At 70.8% G+C, this 17,858-nt stretch carries 15 protein-coding genes; 2 read left to right on the plus strand and 13 right to left on the minus strand.

The window, feature by feature from the left end; translation table 11 throughout:
- Positions 1-48: 48 nt before the first annotated feature.
- The 6 genes from C4V41_RS12510 to rpmE all read right to left on the minus strand — a co-directional run bounded on the left by C4V41_RS12510 (position 49) and on the right by rpmE (position 5,486).
- Positions 49-426 carry a hypothetical protein gene (locus C4V41_RS12510; RefSeq protein ID WP_235030083.1) on the minus strand — a complete coding sequence of 126 codons (378 nt, stop codon included), beginning with the start codon at positions 424-426 and terminating at the stop codon, positions 49-51.
- Entirely contained in the window at positions 423-2,522 is a 2,100-nt protein-coding gene (locus tag C4V41_RS12515) for a hypothetical protein (RefSeq protein ID WP_103955999.1), read from the minus strand. Before C4V41_RS12515 ends, C4V41_RS12510 begins: the two co-directional genes overlap by 4 nt.
- 88 nt (positions 2,523-2,610) lie before the next feature.
- The gene (locus tag C4V41_RS12520; protein ID WP_103956527.1) at positions 2,611-3,258 is read right to left on the minus strand and encodes an L-threonylcarbamoyladenylate synthase; all 648 of its coding nucleotides are present in this window, start codon (positions 3,256-3,258) and stop codon (positions 2,611-2,613) included.
- Between the two features lie 10 nt (positions 3,259-3,268).
- Entirely contained in the window at positions 3,269-4,123 is an 855-nt protein-coding gene (prmC, locus tag C4V41_RS12525; RefSeq protein WP_103956000.1) for a peptide chain release factor N(5)-glutamine methyltransferase, read from the minus strand.
- The gene (prfA, locus tag C4V41_RS12530) at positions 4,120-5,172 is read right to left on the minus strand and encodes a peptide chain release factor 1 (RefSeq protein ID WP_103956001.1); all 1,053 of its coding nucleotides are present in this window, start codon (positions 5,170-5,172) and stop codon (positions 4,120-4,122) included. Before prfA ends, prmC begins: the two co-directional genes overlap by 4 nt.
- Before the next feature lie 95 nt (positions 5,173-5,267).
- Complete coding sequence (rpmE, locus tag C4V41_RS12535) at positions 5,268-5,486, minus strand: 50S ribosomal protein L31 (RefSeq protein WP_103956002.1); 219 nt, start codon at positions 5,484-5,486, stop codon at positions 5,268-5,270.
- Between the two features lie 206 nt (positions 5,487-5,692).
- Here rpmE and C4V41_RS12540 point away from each other — a divergent pair, with 206 nt between their 5' ends.
- Positions 5,693-6,739, plus strand: coding sequence for a hypothetical protein (locus tag C4V41_RS12540; protein WP_103956003.1), 1,047 nt, complete (start codon positions 5,693-5,695; stop codon positions 6,737-6,739).
- On the opposite strand, the gene C4V41_RS12545 is transcribed toward C4V41_RS12540, so the two are convergent.
- The 5 genes from C4V41_RS12545 to thrC all read right to left on the minus strand — a co-directional run bounded on the left by C4V41_RS12545 (position 6,740) and on the right by thrC (position 13,350).
- Complete coding sequence (locus C4V41_RS12545; RefSeq protein ID WP_103956004.1) at positions 6,740-7,375, minus strand: response regulator; 636 nt, start codon at positions 7,373-7,375, stop codon at positions 6,740-6,742. It abuts the gene before it with no gap.
- A gap of 9 nt (positions 7,376-7,384) precedes the next feature.
- On the minus strand, positions 7,385-8,650 hold the full coding sequence (locus C4V41_RS12550; protein ID WP_200823927.1) for a sensor histidine kinase: 1,266 nt from the start codon (positions 8,648-8,650) through the stop codon (positions 7,385-7,387).
- Positions 8,651-8,779: 129 nt separating this feature from the next.
- On the minus strand, positions 8,780-10,885 hold the full coding sequence (rho, locus tag C4V41_RS12555; protein ID WP_103956005.1) for a transcription termination factor Rho: 2,106 nt from the start codon (positions 10,883-10,885) through the stop codon (positions 8,780-8,782).
- Positions 10,886-11,345: 460 nt separating this feature from the next.
- A complete protein-coding gene (gene thrB / locus C4V41_RS12560; RefSeq protein ID WP_456093851.1) occupies positions 11,346-12,263 on the minus strand; it encodes a homoserine kinase in 918 nt (305 codons plus the stop codon).
- A 28-nt stretch (positions 12,264-12,291) separates the two neighbouring features.
- Positions 12,292-13,350, minus strand: coding sequence for a threonine synthase (gene thrC / locus C4V41_RS12565; protein ID WP_103956007.1), 1,059 nt, complete (start codon positions 13,348-13,350; stop codon positions 12,292-12,294).
- A gap of 156 nt (positions 13,351-13,506) precedes the next feature.
- On the opposite strand from thrC, the gene C4V41_RS12570 reads away from it, so the two are divergent.
- On the plus strand, positions 13,507-14,982 hold the full coding sequence (locus C4V41_RS12570) for a glycosyltransferase (protein ID WP_103956008.1): 1,476 nt from the start codon (positions 13,507-13,509) through the stop codon (positions 14,980-14,982).
- Positions 14,983-15,082: 100 nt separating this feature from the next.
- Here the strand turns inward: C4V41_RS12570 and C4V41_RS12575 are convergent, their stop codons facing one another.
- Positions 15,083-16,720 carry a glycosyltransferase gene (locus C4V41_RS12575; protein WP_200823928.1) on the minus strand — a complete coding sequence of 546 codons (1,638 nt, stop codon included), beginning with the start codon at positions 16,718-16,720 and terminating at the stop codon, positions 15,083-15,085.
- Positions 16,717-17,787: a glycosyltransferase family protein gene (locus tag C4V41_RS12580; RefSeq protein WP_103956009.1), complete on the minus strand. Its 1,071-nt coding sequence runs from the start codon at positions 17,785-17,787 to the stop codon at positions 16,717-16,719. The genes C4V41_RS12575 and C4V41_RS12580 overlap by 4 nt, the downstream gene beginning before the upstream one ends.
- Positions 17,788-17,858 lie beyond the last annotated feature (71 nt).

Here is a 17,858-nt window from a genome sequence, read left to right on the forward strand (position 1 = left end):
CTTAATGCCCGTTTCTCCCATATGCCGGTGATGCCCGGAAATTTCATCTCATGGGAAGGCATGCGGTGCGTTGGCCGACGTCGGGATCCATCGCGGCGTATCGGCCGCCTCGTCGCTGATGGTGGTGAGCACGGCGTGCCGGTAGGCGGCGAGCCTGGTGCGCCACTCGTGAATGTCCTGGATGTACCGCTCACCCACCGGGGCGTCCCAGGTCTGAGGGCTCTTGGCCAGGCCGTACGCCTTGTCGAGGGCCGTTTTGAGGGTTTCGAGCTGCGGCAGCACGGTGTTCCATGCCACCACCAGGCGCTGGTAGTCGGGGTTGAACTCCCAGGCGCGCTGGGGGATGTCCAGGGGGCCGGCGGAGCTGATCGGGGGGACCTCGTCGGTCTCCTTCTCGCGGGGGGCCGGCGGGTCGGCGTACATCATGCGCTCCTCTCCGGCGTACCCGGACCGACCGAACCCGGACCGACCGAACCCGGCGGGCCGTCCGGCCTGACGTCCCCTGGCGGCCATGCGCCCTCGTCGTACTCGCCGGGCGGGATCTGGACGGAGGGCATGTCGGCGGGCTGGATGTCGCGGTGGTGCTCGATCACGGTCTGGAGGGCGTCCAGGCCGGGCGCGGTGACGTCGACGGAAACGACCTCGCTGCCGTCGACCGCCCACACCCCCACGCCCGGCCCCGCCTCACCACCGGTTTCTCCACCGAAAGCAACCTGCACCCGCACGCCGTCTCCAGTCGTCACGTCGTATGCCACATTCGCCCCACCGCGCGTCACAGGCTCACCCTCGGCCCCAGCACCCGCCTCCGGCTTGTCGGCGACCGCGCCGCCGTCGCACGTTTCCGGCCCATATGCCGACTCGGCCCCATAGCCCGACTCAGCGGCAGCCGCCGTACCTGGTGTCGCAGCCGCCGTACCTGGTGTCGCAGCCGCCGTACCTGGTGCCGCGGCCGCCGTACCTGGTGTCGCGGCCGCCGTACCTGGTGTGTCGTCCGTGGCACCGTTGGGCGTCTCGACCGAGGGCTCGGTCGGCGGGATCGTGACCGGCTTCCCCTGGCCACCGCTCCCCTGGTCGCCAGTATCCTGACCGCCGCCGCCCTGGCCACCAGGCTCTCGGCCACCCGACCCTCGGCCGTCACCCGCCCCCTGGCCGCCGCCGGCACCCTGATCGGCACCGGCCCCCCGGTCGTCGCAAACACCCTGGCCGGCACCCGTGTCCCGGCCTTCACCGATGCCCTGGCCGCCACCCGTGCCGCTGCCTTGCCCTGCGCCCTGGCCGGGGTCGCTGTCCTGGGTCGGTGTGTCGTTGGTCGGGAGGTCCGGGGTCGGGTACCGGCCGTCTGGGGGCGTGTCCTTGGCGGAGTCGCAGGTGCCGTCGGTGGCCGTGGGGGTGTCCGATACCTCCGCCGTTGAGCCACCGTCCGAGGCCGTTCCCGACGGAACCTCAAGGTCCGGTAGATCCTGGGGTGCGATGTCGCGGTGGTTCTCCACGATCGTCTGCAGCGCGTCCAGGTTGGGCGGGTTCGCCGTGGCGGACACCACGTCGCTCCCGTCGTCGGCCCAGGTGATGGCGTCCGTGGCGTCGGCGGGGAGTCTCGGCATCTCGGCCGGTTTCACGGCGTCGGGGTTTTCGAGCATGTCCTCCAACTGGGCGGCCGTCGGCGGGTCGAGCGGCACCTGCAGGACCTTCACCCCATCGACCACCACGACCTGCGGCTTGGTGATCGCGTCCTTGGCCGGGGTGTCGGTCGCGCCGCCGTCAGCCTCGGCCCCTCGGTCGCGCCTGCTGCCCGAGTCATCGTCCTTGGGCTGCTCACCGGTGTCGTCCCCGGGGTCGTCGCACACTTTCCCGTCGGGGTCCTTGCTCGGCTCGTCGCCCGTTCCCGGCTGCTCGTCGCCCTTGGAGGGTGGCTCGACATCCGCCTTCGGGGGTTCCTCACCCTTCGACGGCGGTTCGACACCCGTCTTCGGTGGCGGGTCATCGCGGGTATCTCCGGGAGACTCCCCGTCGGCGCGTGGGTTGTCGTACCTGTCCCGATCCTCCCGCACGTCCTTGGGCTCGTCACCCGCCCCAGGCTGCTCATCACCCTTCGACGGCGGCTCGGCACCCGTCTCGGGCGGGGACTCGTCGCCCTTCGACGGCGGCTCGACGCCCGTCTTGGGCGGGGACTCGTCACCCGTCTTCGGTGGCGGGTCGTCGCCGGTCTTTCCAGGGGACTCCCCGTCGGCGCGCGGATTGTCGTACCTGTCCTGATCCTCCCGCACGTCCTTGGGTTCGTCGCCCGCCCGAGGCGGATCCGCCCGTTTCTCCAGCGTCTCCAGCCGGACGTTGACGTCCTTGACCATCGTGTCGGCCGCCTCGGCGACCTGGACGGGACGGTGGGTGGCCTGGGAGGACAGACCTGCCCGGCTCATGGCGAGCCGGACCCGATCCTCGACCGTACGTAGCTGCCTGGCCGCGTGTTTCACCTCGGCCAGCAGGTCACGGACCAGCTTGGGATCCATGCCGTCGTACTTGCCCACGGGCCCCTCCCGGATGAATCACCGCTCCGGGCCTCACCGTAATCACGGCCCGAGCGCGATAGCAGCCGGAATAAGCAGCGGGTATACGTCAGTCGTCAGTGGCGACGTAACCGATGATGCCGCGCAGCTTCTCCACCGGGATGGCTCCGCGCCGCAGCAGCCGGGGCACGGCGGTGGTGAGGTCGAGGATGGTGGAGGGCGTGTGGTCGGTGGTCTTTCCGCCGTCGAGGTAGACCGCGACCGAGTCGCCGAGTTGCTCTTCCGCGTCCTCCGCCGTGGTGGCGGCGGGCGAGCCGGAGCGGTTGGCGCTGGAGACGGCCATGGGGCCGGTCTCCTTGAGCAGGTCGAGCGCCACCGGGTGGAGCGGCATCCGGATGGCCACCGTCCCCTTGGTGTCACCCAGGTCCCAGGAAAGGGCCCTGTTGGCCTTGCAGACGAGCGTGAGCGGCCCCGGCCAGAACGCGTCTATCAAATCCTGCCCGTACGGCCCGAGGTCGTCTATGAGCGCTGTGGCGGCTCTGACGGTGCCCACGAGCACGGGCGGCGGCATGTCACGGCCCCGCCCCTTGGCGTCGAGCAGCGCGGTGACGGCCGCCGGCGTGAAGGCGTCGGCGCCGATGCCGTAGACGGTGTCGGTCGGCAGCACCACGAGCTCGCCGCGGCGTACGGCGGCCGCGGCCTCCGTGAGACCCTCGGTCCGCTGCTCGAGGTCGGAGCAGTCATAACGTCTTCCCACGGCGTGCATCCTAGTCCTGGCCGAGTCTGGCGGTGACGAAGCGGTCCCTTCGCGTGAGGTCCTGGCGCAGGCGCACGTCGCGCCAGCCGTGGTCCTCGGGGAAGGTCAGGTAGACGGCCCTGCCCTGCTCGTCGGCGTGCTCGACGGCCATCCAGCCGCCGGGGCGCAGCAGCCGGCGGGCCGTGCGCTCGACCGCGCGCACCTCGCCGAGCCCGTCGTCGCCCGATCCGTAGAGCGCCCTGGACGGGTCGTAGTCGCGCACCTCGGGGTCGCGCGGGATCGCGCCGGGCGGGATGTAGGGCGGGTTGGAGATGACCAGGTCGACCTTGCCGTTGAGCTCGGGCAGAGCGGAGGCGAGGTCTTCCGGATGCAGGTGCGTGCGGCCCTGGCCGAGCTCGGAGATGTTGCGCTTGGCCCAGGTGTAGGCCTCGGGATCGACCTCGACGGCGTGCACCTCGGCCAGCGCCACCTCCTGGGCGATCGACAGCGCGATCGCGCCCGAGCCGGTGCCGAGGTCGACCACGAGCGGCGCGGTGACGTCCATCTCGCGCAGGGTCTCGATGGCCCAGCCGGCCACCACCTCGGTCTCGGGGCGTGGCACGAACACGCCGGGCCCGACGGCGAGCTCCAGGTAACGGAAGTAGGCGTGCCCGGTGATGTGCTGCAGCGGCTCACGGGCCTCGCGGCGGGCGACGCCCTCCCAGAACAGGGCGTCGAATTCGCCGTCCCTGACGGTGTGGAGCTCGCTTCTGCGCACGCCGTGGACGAATGCCGCGATCTCCTCCGCGTCCGTGCGTGGTGAAGGCACACCTGCCTCGGCCAGCCGGGCGGTGGCTAGGGCGATCTCGTCCAGCAGAAATGTCATGAGTGTTGTGCGAGCTTCTCCGCCATCTCGGCGTCGATGAGGGCTTGGGTCACGGCGGTGAGCTCACCGTCGAGAACCTGGTCGAGGTTATACGCCTTGAAGCCGACCCGGTGGTCGGAAATGCGGTTTTCCGGGAAGTTGTACGTGCGTACGCGCTCGGAGCGGTCGACCGTACGGACCTGCGACTTGCGCTCGGCCTGGGCCGCGGCCTCGGCCTGCTCCTGCGCGATGGCCAGCAGGCGGGCGCGCAGGATGCGCAGGGCCGACTCCTTGTTCTGGAGCTGGCTCTTCTCGTTCTGGCACGAGACGACCACGCCGGTGGGCAGGTGGGTGATGCGGACCGCCGAGTCGGTGGTGTTGACGCTCTGGCCGCCGGGACCGCTGGAGCGGTAGACGTCGATGCGCAGCTCGTTGGGGTCGATCTGGACGTCGACCTCCTCCGCCTCCGGATAGATGAGCACGCCCGCGGCGCTGGTGTGGATGCGGCCCTGCGACTCGGTGACGGGCACCCGCTGCACGCGGTGCACACCGCCCTCGAACTTGAGCCTGGACCACACGCCCTCGTCGCCCTTGGCCCTGATGCCGACCGTGACGTCTTTGTAGCCGCCCAGGTCGGAGGGCTGGCTGTCGATGACCTCGGTCTTCCAGCCGAGCCGCTCGGCGTAGCGGAGATACATCCGCAGCAGGTCGCCGGCGAACAGCGCGGACTCCTCACCGCCCTCGCCCGCCTTGATCTCCATGATGATGTCCTTGTCATCGTTGGGATCACGCGGGATGAGCAGGTGTTTGAGCCGCTCTTCGAGCTGCGGGATGCGCGCTTCGAGCTCGGCGGCCTCGGCCGCGAACCCCTCGTCCTCACCGGCCAGCTCCTTGGCGGCGGTCAGGTCCTCGCGGGAGGACTCCAGCTCGCGGTAGGTGCCGACGATGGGCGTGAGCTGGGCGTAGCGTTTGCCGAGGGTGCGGGCCTTGTTCTGGTCTGCGTGCACGGCGGGGTCGGCGAGCTGCAGCTCCAGCTCGGAATACTCCTTGAGCAACTCGTCGAGGTTCACCGTGGGTCCTTCTTGCTAGGTCTGGCAATATGGCCATTTCACCGACAACGCCGACCCGGCGCACCGGGGGTGCGTCCAGGTCGGCGTCGGTGGAGCTACTTGCCGGAGGCCTTCTTGCCGAAGCGCTTCTCGAAGCGAGCCACCCGGCCGCCCGTGTCCAGAATCTTCTGCTTGCCCGTGTAGAACGGGTGGCAGGCGGAGCACACGTCGGCGTGGATCACGCCGTTCTTCGCGGTGCTACGGGTGGTGAACGAGTTGCCACAGGAGCAGGAAACCTGCGTCACGTGGTAGTCGGGGTGGATGTCGCTCTTCATTGCTGTCCTTTCGGGCTGCGGCCGCCGGGTCGCCTTCACGCATGGCGTGAACCGGAACCGCAAAATGGTCAGCTACCAGTGTGCCAGATCGTCCAACCATCCCAAGCCATCGGACATTCCCTCGATCTTTATGACGCGGCCACACCGGTCACATTAGGCTCCATCAGCATCAATCATCACTTTTCCCTGAAGGATGACCTCATCAGATGAAGAGAAGCGCGCGGTTGCTGCTTGCGACCGCCACGGGGGCCGTCATTCTCGCCGGAGGCATCGCCCTCCCCGCCACCGGCGCGTCAGCCGCCCAGTACGCCGTCACCATGGCGGACGACTTCTCGGGCAGCGCCTCGGCTGAGGCGTACATCCCGATCGCGAACGACGTCGACGGCAAGGTGACCCTCACGCTCAAGGACCCCGGGAAGGTCACGAGCGTCAGCGGCACCATCGAGCCGCCCGGCAAGTCCGGCAAGTCGGTCTCGTTCGATTTCAGCACGGGCGGCACGGGGGCCGAGCAGACCATCACCGGCCGGTGGCCGATCAGCAAGGACGACCCGGCCGGCGACTGGCAGCTCAAGGTCACCGTCACCCGCGACACCGGCACCAACACCACGCCGTTCGTGGTCCAGGTCTCCGACAAGCAGGGCATCACCGGCGCGAGCGTCAACCCCGACCCTGTCAAGCTCGTCAAGGGCCAGGACGTCAAGGTCACGGTCGAGGCCACGGTGAAGGACGCCAGCGGCGTCTCGGCCAAGCTCGTCAGCGACGCCAGCCGCGAGTACTACGACCTCGGTGACCTGTCCAAGGAGTCCGACGGCTACTACCGCGGCACCACCTACTTCGCCGACGACACCCCGGCCGGCTCCTGGACCCTGGAGATCTACGCCCGCAGGGGCGGCCAGACGCTCAAGGGCGAGGCGGCGTTCTCGGTCGAGGCGGCCGCGGGCGGCTCGACGAAGAAGACCAAGACCCGGGTGACGATCGCCGCGGCCAACAAGGTCAAGAAGGGCAAGACCTTCAAGGTGTACGGCAAAGTCTACCGGGGCTCGAAGGCGTACAAGGGCAAGAAGGTCGAGGTGTACTTCAAGGCGAAGGGCACCAAGACGTACCAGCTCGTGGGCTTCGCCAAGGCCACGTCGACCGGCAGGTACAGCAGGTCGTTCAAGGCGAAGAAGGACGGCTACTTCCAGGTCAAGGTGCCGGGCACGAGCAAGACCCGCAGCGCGCTGTCGCCGCAGGAGTTCGTGGACGTCAGGTAGTCACCGGCCCAGGTAGGTCAGGACGGCGAGCACGCGCCGATGGTCCTCGGGCGCCGGCCCGAGGGCCAGCTTGGCGAAAATGCTGGAGATGTGCTTCTCCACGGCGCCCTCCGAGACCACCAGCCGGGCCGCGATGGCGGTGTTGGAGCGGCCCTCGGCCATCAGGGCGAGGACCTCGCGCTCACGGGGGGAGAGCGAGTCGAGCGGGGCGCCGCGGCGCTGGCGGCTGAGCAGTTGCACGACGACCTCGGGGTCGATGACCGTGCCGCCGGCCGCCACCTGGCGCACCGCCTCCAGGAACTCGGCCACGTCGGCCACCCGCTCCTTCAGCAGGTAGCCGACGGCCCGGCCGATGAGGTCACCGGCATATTGCTCCTCGACGTACTGCGACAGCACCAGGATCGGGAAGTCGGGCCTGGCCTGACGGACCTGTAACGCCGCCCTGAGGCCCTCGTCGGTGTGGCTGGGCGGCATGCGTACGTCGACGATCGCCAGGTCGGGCTCGTGCTCCAGCACCGCCGCCACCAGCGCGGGCCCCTCGGAGACGGCCGCGACCGTCTCGATGCCGCCGTCGGCGAGCAGCCGCGCGAGCCCTTCACGCAGCAGTACGGAATCCTCGGCGATGACGACGCGCATGGCCCATGACTACCACTCGCACGGCAACTCCGCACGCACGAGGGTGGGGCCGCCGATCGGGCTGTGCAGGACGAGCACGCCGTCGATGGTGGCGGCCCGGTCGGCCAGCCCCGACAGCCCGCCGCCCGGGCAGACCAGGGCGCCGCCGATGCCGTTGTCCCACACGTCCACGACCACGCCCCGGTGGTCGCGCAGCACCGTGACCGACGCCTCGGTGGCGCCGGAGTGCTTGGCCATGTTGGTCAGGGTCTCGGCCACGGTGAAGTAGGCGATGCTCTCGACGGCCGCGGGCGGCCGGTCGTCCAGCTCGACGGACACGTCGACCCTGATGGGCGCCCGCGCCGCCAGCCCCGACAAGGCGGCGTCCAGCCCGCGGTCGCTGAGGATGGCCGGATGGATGCCCCTGGCCAGGTTGCGCAGCTCGGCGATGGCGGCCTTGGTGCCCGCGTGGGCCTGGGCGATGAGGTCTCTGGCCTCCTCGGGGTCGGTGTCGAACTTCGACTGCGCCCGTCCGAGGTCCACCGCCACCGACAGCAGCCGCTGCTGGGCGCCGTCGTGCAGGTCGCGCTCGATCCTGCGCCGCTCGGCCTCGGCCGCGTCGATCCCCCTGGCCCTGCTGGCCCGCAGCCGCTCCTCCTGGCTGCCGCCGAGCAGCACCGTGGCCAGCATGCCGTGCAGCCAGGCCATCCCCCGTACGAGGTAGGCTCCCAGCACCACCGCCACCACGCCGAAGAGCGCGGCGACGCAGGCACCCCGCCAGTCGTCGATGGTGAGGTCGCTGTAGACGCCCATGAACGCGTACAGGCCGTAGAGCAGGGGCTGGATCAGTAGCAGCGCCGCCGTCAGCCACACCACCAGCGACACCGCCGACTCGACGAGCCCGAGCGGGAGCAGCATCAGCAGGTAACCCAGGTCCTGCCAGGTGGCGCTGTCGGCCAGCAGCCAGCGCAGATGCGCGCCCAGCCCGCGATCGGGCCGCGGCAGGTAGGGGTCGTCGATCCTGATCCCGAGCGCCGCGGCCATCAGCCGCCGTTCCACCATCGCCCCGCCGCGCCACATCAGGACGGTGGCCATCGTGAGGGGTACGCCCACCCAGACGACGGCCAATGTGAGCGAGACCGGCACCGCGAAGCCCAGCACCACGAACCAGCCCAGCCCGAACGCCCCGGTGACCAGCAGGTAGGGGGCCGCCCGCCAGGTCATCGGATCGACCACGACCCCGATCGGCCCATAGGGCCCGAGCGGTACGCGGTCCTTCAACGCCACTGATCGCATGCCCCAAGCCTGCACGCGCGCGGCCCCGCCGTGAATCCGGGAAGCGCCCGTCGGGGGGTGGGGCTAGCCCCAGTATGCGGAAAAGGGGCGGTGGGGAGGGCATCCCCACCGCCCCTTTGCCAGGAGCCGCTAGTCGCGGTCGTTGCTCACCGTGGTCTTCTGGACCTGCAGGAGGAACTCCGCGTTGGACTTGGTCTCCTTCATCTTCTCCAGGAGCAGCTCCAGCGCCTGCTGCATGTCGAGCGCGTGCAGCACCCGGCGCAGCTTCCAGACGATCTGGAGCTCGTCCTTGCCCATGAGGATCTCTTCCTTACGGGTGCCGGACGCGTCGACGTCCACCGCGGGGAAGATCCGCTTGTCGGCCAGGGAGCGGTTGAGCTTGAGCTCGGCGTTGCCGGTGCCCTTGAACTCCTCGAAGATGACCTCGTCCATCTTGGACCCGGTCTCGACCAGGGCCGTGGCGAGGATCGTCAGCGAGCCGCCGTTTTCGATGTTGCGGGCGGCGCCGAAGAACCGCTTCGGCGGGTAGAGCGCCGTGGAGTCGACACCACCCGACAGGATGCGCCCGGACGCCGGGGCCGCCAGGTTGTAGGCGCGGCCGAGGCGGGTGATCGAGTCGAGCAGCACGACGACGTCGTGGCCCAGCTCCACCAGGCGCTTGGCCCGCTCGATGGCGAGCTCGGCGACCGTGGTGTGGTCTTCGGCGGGACGGTCGAAGGTCGAGTGGATGACCTCGCCCTTGACCGACCGCTGCATGTCGGTGACCTCTTCAGGCCGCTCGTCCACGAGCACGACCATCAGGTGGCACTCGGGGTTGTTGCGGGTGATCGCGTTGGCGATCGCCTGCAGCACCATCGTCTTACCGGCCTTGGGCGGCGAGACGATGAGGCCGCGCTGGCCCTTGCCGATGGGCGAGACGAGGTCGATGATCCTCGTGGTGAGGATGTTCGGCTCGGTCTCGAGGCGCAGGCGCTCCTGCGGGTAGAGCGGCGTCAGCTTGTTGAAGTCGGGCCGGTTGCGAGCCTGCTCCGGGTCCATGCCGTTGACGGTGTCGAGGCGGACCAGGGCGTTGAACTTCTCGCGGCGCTCGCCGTCGCGCGGCTGGCGGACGGCGCCGGTGATGACGTCGCCCTTGCGCAGGCCGTTGCGGCGGATCTGGGCCAGCGAGACGTAGACGTCGTTGCTGCCCGGCAGGTAGCCGCTCGTCCTGACGAACGCGTAGTTGTCGAGGATGTCGAGGATGCCGGCGATCGGGATGAGCACGTCGTCGTCGCCGATGACCGGGTCGCTGCTCTCGAAGCGCTCACGGCCCCTGCCGCGGTTGCGCTCACGGAAGCGGCCTCTGCGGCCACGCCGGTCGTCGTCATCGCCGCCGCCGCGCGGGTCGCTGCGCTGGTCGCCCCGCTGGTCACGGCCGCCGGAGTCGGCGGCGCGCTCGCGCTGGTCGCCACGGCCGCCGTCGCGGCCACCGTCACGACCGTCGCGGCCGTCGCGGCCGTCACGGCCATCGCGACTGTCACGGCCATCGCGGCTGTCACGACCGTCACGAATGTCACGGCCGCCGTCGCGCCCGCTCTCGACGCGACCGCTCTCACCGCGGTCACCGCCGGAGCGGTCACTGCGGTCACTGCGGTCGCTACTGCGGTCACTGGTGCGGTCGGTGCCACGGTCACCGCGGTCGCCGCGCTCACGGCGCTCGCCACGGCTGCGGCGCTCACGACGGCTCTCGCCACGGTCGGTACGCGAGTCGCCCTGTCCGGCGTCCGCGAGCGGAGCCTGCTGCTCCACGACCGGCTCGGCCGGGGCGGCGGCGACGGGCTCGGGCGCCGTCACGACGGGCTCGGCGGCCGGGGCCGCGGCCTGCGGAGCGGGCTCCTCGGCGGCCTTGGGGCGGGACCGTTCCCTGCGTGCGCGGGTGGGCCGTTCGGCCGCGGGCGGCGCCTCGGTCGTGACCGGGGCCGCCGCCTCCGCGGCGGGCGCGGCCGACGGTGCGCCTTCTCCGGATCCGCCACCCTGCTTCTCCTGGATGGCCGCGATCAGCTGGCTCTTCCGCATGCGCCCGGTCCCGCTGATGCCCAGCTCCGCAGCCATTTTCTGCAGCTCGGGCAGCACCTTGGCGGACAGGCCGGTGCCAGAGCGACGCGCACGCGGCTTGGCCGCTGCGCGGGTGGGGGTGTCGCCGGACGCCGGCTCAGCGCCTGATGCGTCGGAGAGGAGTTCGGTGGTGTCGCTCAACTAAAAGGTCCTTCCCAGGGGTCGGGCGCCGGTTTTGTTCTGCCGGGCGTCCCGGAGGTGCTTGCGATCCGGCGGGACAGACCGGGTCGGGGTGCACTTTGCGATCTTCGGCTGTCGCTGGGGACGGCCGCCACTCATAGAGGAGGGGCACGTCCACGCGGCCGATGGGCCCTGGCGCGTGGCTGACACACCCCCCAGATTGCTGTCGCCAACCAGATGTCGAGATGATTCGAACGCGCAGGTCCCCGTCGTCGCCACCTCGCGTTGCGCCAACCGGGTGTGGGCCAACCGGAGGCAACGGATTCCGGGGAGACAGCCGCGCTGCTCACGCCTCGCGACGTGAAGCATGATGCAGCGATGTATGGCTGACAAGCACGCACCCACCAAGGGGGCATCTGGTGCGGCTATCAGCCTAACATCACCAGCGCACACGGCTATTCCCTGAAGGTCTAAAGAGGCATCAGCGTGTCTCGGGGAACTGAACGTTCGCACCAACCGGGTCGACGTCCATTAGCTGGATGTGCCAGTCATTACCCACTTCTGGCGCGATCAAATCCTGCGTATCCGATGTCGAAAACGCAAGAATCGTGGGACCCGCTCCCGAAACGACCGCGGGCACGCCCACTGCACGCAGACGTTCTACCAGATCCGCGCTCTCCCGCATCGCAGGCGCGCGGTAGTGCTGGTGGAGACGATCTTCCGTGGCGGCGAGCAGAAGCCCTCGCTCGGGCCGCTGGGTCAGCGCGGCGATCAGCAGCGCGGCCCGGCCGGCGTTGAAGGAGGCGTCCTTGTGGGGCACGTCCTTCGGCAAGAGCCCCCGCGCGGCCTCCGTGGACAACCGCGTCTGCGGGACGAGCGCCACGGGACGGATCCGCTGGTCGGGAGCAAGCTTCACCATATGTGGCAGGCCGGCGTGGTCGGACCACGACACGGTCAGCCCGCCGGCCAGACAGGGGGCCACGTTGTCGGGGTGGCCCTCCAGCTCGGTCGCGAGCGCGAAGACGGCGTCGTCGGAGAAGGCGGCGGCGCGTTCGCTATCGGCCAAAGCGCGCGCGGCGAGAATGCCCGCGCACACCGCCGCCGCCGACGAGCCGAGACCGCGGGCGTGCGGGATCCTGTTGAGACAGCGCAGGTCGATCGCCTCGGGCTGAGGAGCCCCCATGCGGTCGAACGTCGTGCGCATCACGCGGACGATCAGGTGCCCCTCGCCGAGCTCGACCTCGCCCGCCCCTTCGCCCCGCACGCTGACGCGCACTCCAGGCTCCCCGCCGATCGTGGCCTCGATCTCGTCGTACAGGTTCAGTGCCAGCCCCAGCGTGTCGAACCCCGGCCCCAGGTTCGCCGACGTGGCGGGCACGCGGATCTCAACGGTCCTCAAATCTGTGTTCACTCCCCGTATGTCCCCGTCAGGCGAGGTTGAGCGCCGCCGCGGCGGCGTGGACATCGATGGGGATGACGACCGGCGCCGGCGCCCCCGAGATGGCCCAGTCAGGGTCCTTCAGCCCGTTACCGGTGACCGTGCAGACGATGCGCTGCCCCGGCTCCACCAGCCCCTGCGCGTGGGCCTGCAGCAGGCCCGCGACGCTGGCGGCCGAGGCGAGCTCGACGAACACGCCCTCCTCCTGCGCCAGCAGCTTGTACGCCGCCGCGATCTGCCGATCGGTCACCGCCTGGATGGCGCCCCCCGAATCGTCGCGCGCCGCGGTGGCCAGCGACCAGGAGGCCGGGTTGCCGATGCGGATCGCGGTGGCGATCGTGTGCGGATGGACGACGGGCGCGCCCTCGACGATGGGCGCCGAGCCGCTGGCCTGGAAGCCGAACATGCGCGGCCGCTTCGTCGACACCCCGTCGTCGAAGTATTCCTGGTAACCCATCCAGTAGGCCGAGATGTTGCCCGCGTTGCCCACCGGGATGCAGTGGATGTCGGGGGCGTCACCCAGGGTGTCGACGATCTCGAACGCCGCCGTCTTCTGCCCCTGCAGCCGGAACGGGTTGACCGAGTTGACCAGCGCGATCGGATAGCTGGACGACAGCTTGCGGGTCATCTCCAGGCAGTCGTCGAACGACCCCTCGACCTGCAGCAGCGTGGCCCCGTGCACGAGCGCCTGGGCCAGCTTGCCCATGGCGATCTTCCCCTTCGGCACCAGCACGGCGCAGGTCAGCCCGGCGCGCACGGCGTAGGCCGCCGCGGAGGCCGAGGTGTTGCCGGTGGAGGCGCAGATGACCGCCTTGGCCCCCTCCTCGACCGCCTTGCTGATCGCCATGGTCATCCCGCGGTCCTTGAAGCTGCCCGTCGGGTTGGCCCCCTCGACCTTCAGGTAGACGTCGCACCCCGTGAGAGCGGAGACGCGGTGTGCCGGCACCAGCGGCGTGCCGCCCTCGAGCAGCGTGATGACCGGCGTGTTCGCGGTGACCGGAAGACGCTCGCGGTACTCCTCGATGAGGCCACGCCACGACCTGCCCATGATGACTCCCTACCTGCGGTGTTGGGCACAGAGTGTACGGGGTGCGGCGGCCCCCCGCCGCGCCGCGTCCACAGGTCGGACGCACCCGTTGGACAGGGGCACTATTCAGGAAATTCTCAGCATCTCCCGATAAGGTCTCGGCAGGGGGTCACCACCATGAACGCGCGTCCTGCTCTGAGGCAGAACGACTTTTCACCAGTAGCGGCACCGCAGCTCGGCGCCTGGTCGCCCGCCCTTTCCGTGAGCGTGGTGATACCCGCTCACGGCGGGCAGGACAAGCTCGACCTGACGCTGGCGGCGCTGGCCGCGCAGACATATCCGGACCACCTGATGGAGGTCCTGGTCGTCGACGACGGCAGCCGCCCGCCGCTCCGGTTGCCGGAGCTGCGGCCGGTCAACACCCGTCTCGTACGAGTCCGCGACGGCTGGGGCATCTCCAACGCCGTCAACACCGGCGCCAAGGCCGCCGACGGCGAGATCATCCAGCGGCTCGACGCCGACATGGTGGCCTGCCGCGAGCACATCGAGGCCCTGGCCCGCTGGCACCACGTGACCGACTACCTGGTCACGATCGGGATGAAGAAGTTCGTCGAGGTGCCGCCGGTCACCGCCGCCCAGGTCTTCGAGGCCAAGCGGCTGGGCGAGGTGTTCGACCTCGACTCGGCCGTGTCGAGCTCGACCGAGGCCACGATCGCCAAGACCGACGGGCTGCGCAAGAGCCGTAATCCGTACCACGTGTGCACCGGGCCGACGTTCGCCCTGCCCAGGGAGGTCTTCCACGCGGTGGGCGGGCTCGACCCGACCGTGGCGCGCGGGGAGGACACCGAGTTCTCCTACCGGCTGGCCATGTACGGCGTCGTGTTCGTGCCCGACCTGGCCGCGGAGGCCGTGCATCTGGGGTTGCCCGCCCAGCATCGTAACCGGGAGCGGGCGGTGCGGGCGGTGGAGCCGTACCTGGCGCATCGGATCCCGCTGCGCAGGGACCTGCGCAAGGACCGCGGACGGCGGTGGCTGGTGCCGTACGTGGAGATCGTGCTCGACGTGACCGACACCTCCGAGGCCGTGGTGCGGCGGGCGGTGGCGGCGGCGCTGGACGGCAAGCTGCAGGACGTCGTGGTGACGCTGGTCGGGCCGTGGTCGCGGCTGGACGACTCGCGGCGTTTCGCCCTGTCCGACGCGTGTTTCGAGCTGCGGCTGATGCGTGACCTGTACGCGCACGACGAACGCGTCCGGCTCATCGACGAGGCCGCGCCGACGCCCGCGCCGACGCCGTTCCGCTATCGCGGGCCGGTGGACGTGCCGCTGCACCGGGCGACGCTGGAGCGGATGATCGAGTCGGTGCAGAAGGATCTGACCGGGGTTCTGGTCGTGGACCTGCCGGACGGGCGGACGGCCCGGCTCGAACGCACCTCGGCCCTCGGCCGCGCGGCCCTGCTGACGGACGGCGACTCCGACGTCGACGACGTCATCTCCGTCACGCACGGGGTGCGCCACGAGCCGCCGGACCGCTTCTGGCCCGCGCCGACGCAGCCCGAGCCGGTCACCATCCCCGCCCCGGTGGCGGTCGTCCCGGCGGAGCCGCCGGAGAAGACGCTGCTGCGCCGCCTGAAGTCGGCGCTCCGCCCGAACTGACGCCGAAAGCCCTCAAAGCCGCGCGAGCCGCCGGCTCTCGATCGCGCCGGCCGGCCCTCAGCCGCGCGAGCCGTCGGCCCTCGATCGCGCAGGCCGGCCCTCAGCCGCGCAGGCGGCGGCGGAGCGCGCGTTTCATCGTCGTGGACACCAGCGTGCGCAGGCTCTGCTGGGCCCGGTCGGCGGCGGCGAGCTGGCGGCGCAGCGTGCCGACCTCGCGGCGCAGCTCCACCGCCGACTTGCGCCAGCGGGTGGACTCCTCTTTCCACTTGGCCACCTGCTCGCGCAGCCGCTGGTTCTCCTTGGCCAGCCTGGCGGCCTCCGCCTGCGCCTCCAGGCGCGCCCGGTAGGCCCCTCGCCGTCCCAGCGGCGGCACCGGTTCGGTGGTGAAGCCGTAGGTTCCGGCCTCGACCCAGGAGACGCCCGACACCGCGTCCACCACGTCGTCCAGGTCCTCGCCGGGGGCGGCGACGACGCGGGCCCTGGCGAAGGCCGAGACGCGTTCGAGCCGGGCCGCCACGACGCCCTCCGACGACTCGTGCAGCAGCACGTTGACCAGGCCAAGGCCCTCGTCGCGGGCCAGGTCGAGCAGCCGCGCCAGGGTGTCCTCGCCGGGGATCCAACCGGCGGGCAGCCGCAGCACGAACGGCACCGCCGGGTCCACGTCGGGGGTCGTGGCCAGGCGTACCCGGCCGTCGTGGAGGTAGTGCCCGTGGACGAGCACCCGCTCCAGATCGGGGTCGCGGAGCGGGGCGCGGCGGTCGCGGTCGAGGGTGTCCCAGGGGCCGACGACGTGCGCGTGCAGGTCGGGGATGGTGCCGGCGAGCACCGCGTCCACGCTCGCCCGCACCTTGTCGTAGCCCGCCGTCCCGTCCACGACCACGGCGACGTACGGGACCTTCCACTGCCGCCCGGGATGGCCGCGCAGCCAGCGGTAGGCCGGGATGCGGTCGGCCACGAACGCGTGGCTGACCCGGTCGATCGGCGCCTTGTCGCGCATCCGCATCGTCGGCCCGAGGTGGTAGGCGCGGGCCGACGGCTCCGGTACGAAGACCGCCCCCGCCTGCCCCAGCCGGTAGCCCATCTCAGTGTCCTGCCCGAGGATCAGCTCCTCGTCCATCGGCCCGGCCGCCTCGATCAGCCGGGCACCGACCGAGGTCGCGCCGCCCACATGGAGGCTGAACGGACGCTGCGGGTTGTCTGTGAGGCCGTCGGTGCGCTCGACCAGGTCGACGATCCAGGCGTGCGGCTCGGCGGGCTCGAAGTACGCGGCGAGGTCGCCGGGCAGCTCGGCGGGCGGCGCCACGTCGGTGAACCGGATGTATCCGGTCACGACCAGGTACGGGGCCGCGTGGTGCCACCGCATGTGGGCCTCGATCGCGCCCGGGGTGAGCACCACGTCGGAGTCGAGCCAGTGGATCACGTCGCCGGTGGCCTCGGCCAGGCCGGCGTTGCGGGCCGCGGCCCGGCCTGGGCGCGAGCAGGTGATCAGCCGGGCGCCGGCGGGCGCGCCGGCGGGCAGCCGCAGCGGCGGCGCGCTGCCGTTGTCGACGACGATGACCTCGATGAGCCCGGCCGGGTACGTCTGCCGCGCCAGCGCGGCGAGCACCAGGTCGAGCTTGTCCTGCCCCCCGTAGGCCGGGATGACGACGCTGACCCTGAGCCGCGGCGTGAAACGTTCGTCGGGCTTCAGGGTCCGATAGTCGTTGCCGCGCACCCTGAGGCCGTCCGGCACCGTCATGCGGCTTCCATCAGCAGGCTCGGGCGGAACCCCCGCCACTGGTTGGCCGCCACCTTCACGAAGTGGGCCAGCGGGAGCTGCCAGGTGTGGTCGTCGCTGAGCCCCCTGCGCAGGACGTAGCCGAGCCCGTGCGTGCGATAGACGCGCGCGCCGGCATTTTGCGCCGCTTTCAAGAATTCACGATCAACGGCGCGCGGCAACGCAGGAAATCCCCCTATTTCGCGGAATTTCTCCCGGGCAATCATGATCGTTCCGCCCGCCACATGATCGGACCACACCTCGCTCGGATAGCCCGCCCCACTCGCGAACGTCGTGCGCCTGATCGTCGCCTTCAAGGGCGCCAGGTAGAAGAACTCGGCCGTCGTGCCGACGACGTCGGCCCCCGCGTACGACCTGGCCATGAACAGGTCGGCCAGGTGGCGGGGGCCGTACCAGTCGTCGTCGTCCCACTTCGCCAGGTGGTCGGCGCTCGCCAGGGCCGCGGCCCGGTTGAGCACCTCGCCGAACGGCACGGAGGCGTCCGCCTCGACCCAGCGCACGGGCAGCGAGCAGGACTCCACCGCCGCGCGTACCTGCTCGAACGCCACTCCGTGCAGCCCCAGCAGCACCTCGGCCGCGACGTCGCGCTGGCGCTCCATCTGGGCCAGCGCCGCGCCGACCAGGCCGGGCCGCTTGGTCGACATGACGATGCCGACCTGGGGCGCCGGGCCTGGGTGGGCCAGGCGGCGCAGGCGCACGCTGTGCTCCTCGCGCCGCAGGTCGGCCAGGTTGCCGGCGGTGCCGTCGGGGGCGTGGCCGAGCCAGGCGTGGTCGGTGAGCGGCGCGGCGAGGTCGCCGGGCACCCAGCGCGGCGCGTGGGCCGCCGTCAGCGGGATCCCGGCGGCGGCCAGGCTCAGCAGGCCGTCGAGCGGCACCTTCGCGGCCGGCCACTCGACTTCGAGGCCGCGCAGCGGCCGCAGTGCGGCCACGTCGGGCCGCTGACCATCGACCGCCCAGCCTTCGCCGGCCCAGTGCAGGCGGGCCAGCCCCTTCTCCGGCGTACGAGTGAAGCCGCAGGGGGTCGACATGGGTGGTGTGCTCCTTGACCGCTTGGGACTCAGTCGGCGCCTACCTTACGCCCGTTTTACTGGCGAGTAGA

The organism is Nonomuraea solani (assembly GCF_900108335.1).
Classification (GTDB): domain Bacteria; phylum Actinomycetota; class Actinomycetes; order Streptosporangiales; family Streptosporangiaceae; genus Nonomuraea; species Nonomuraea solani.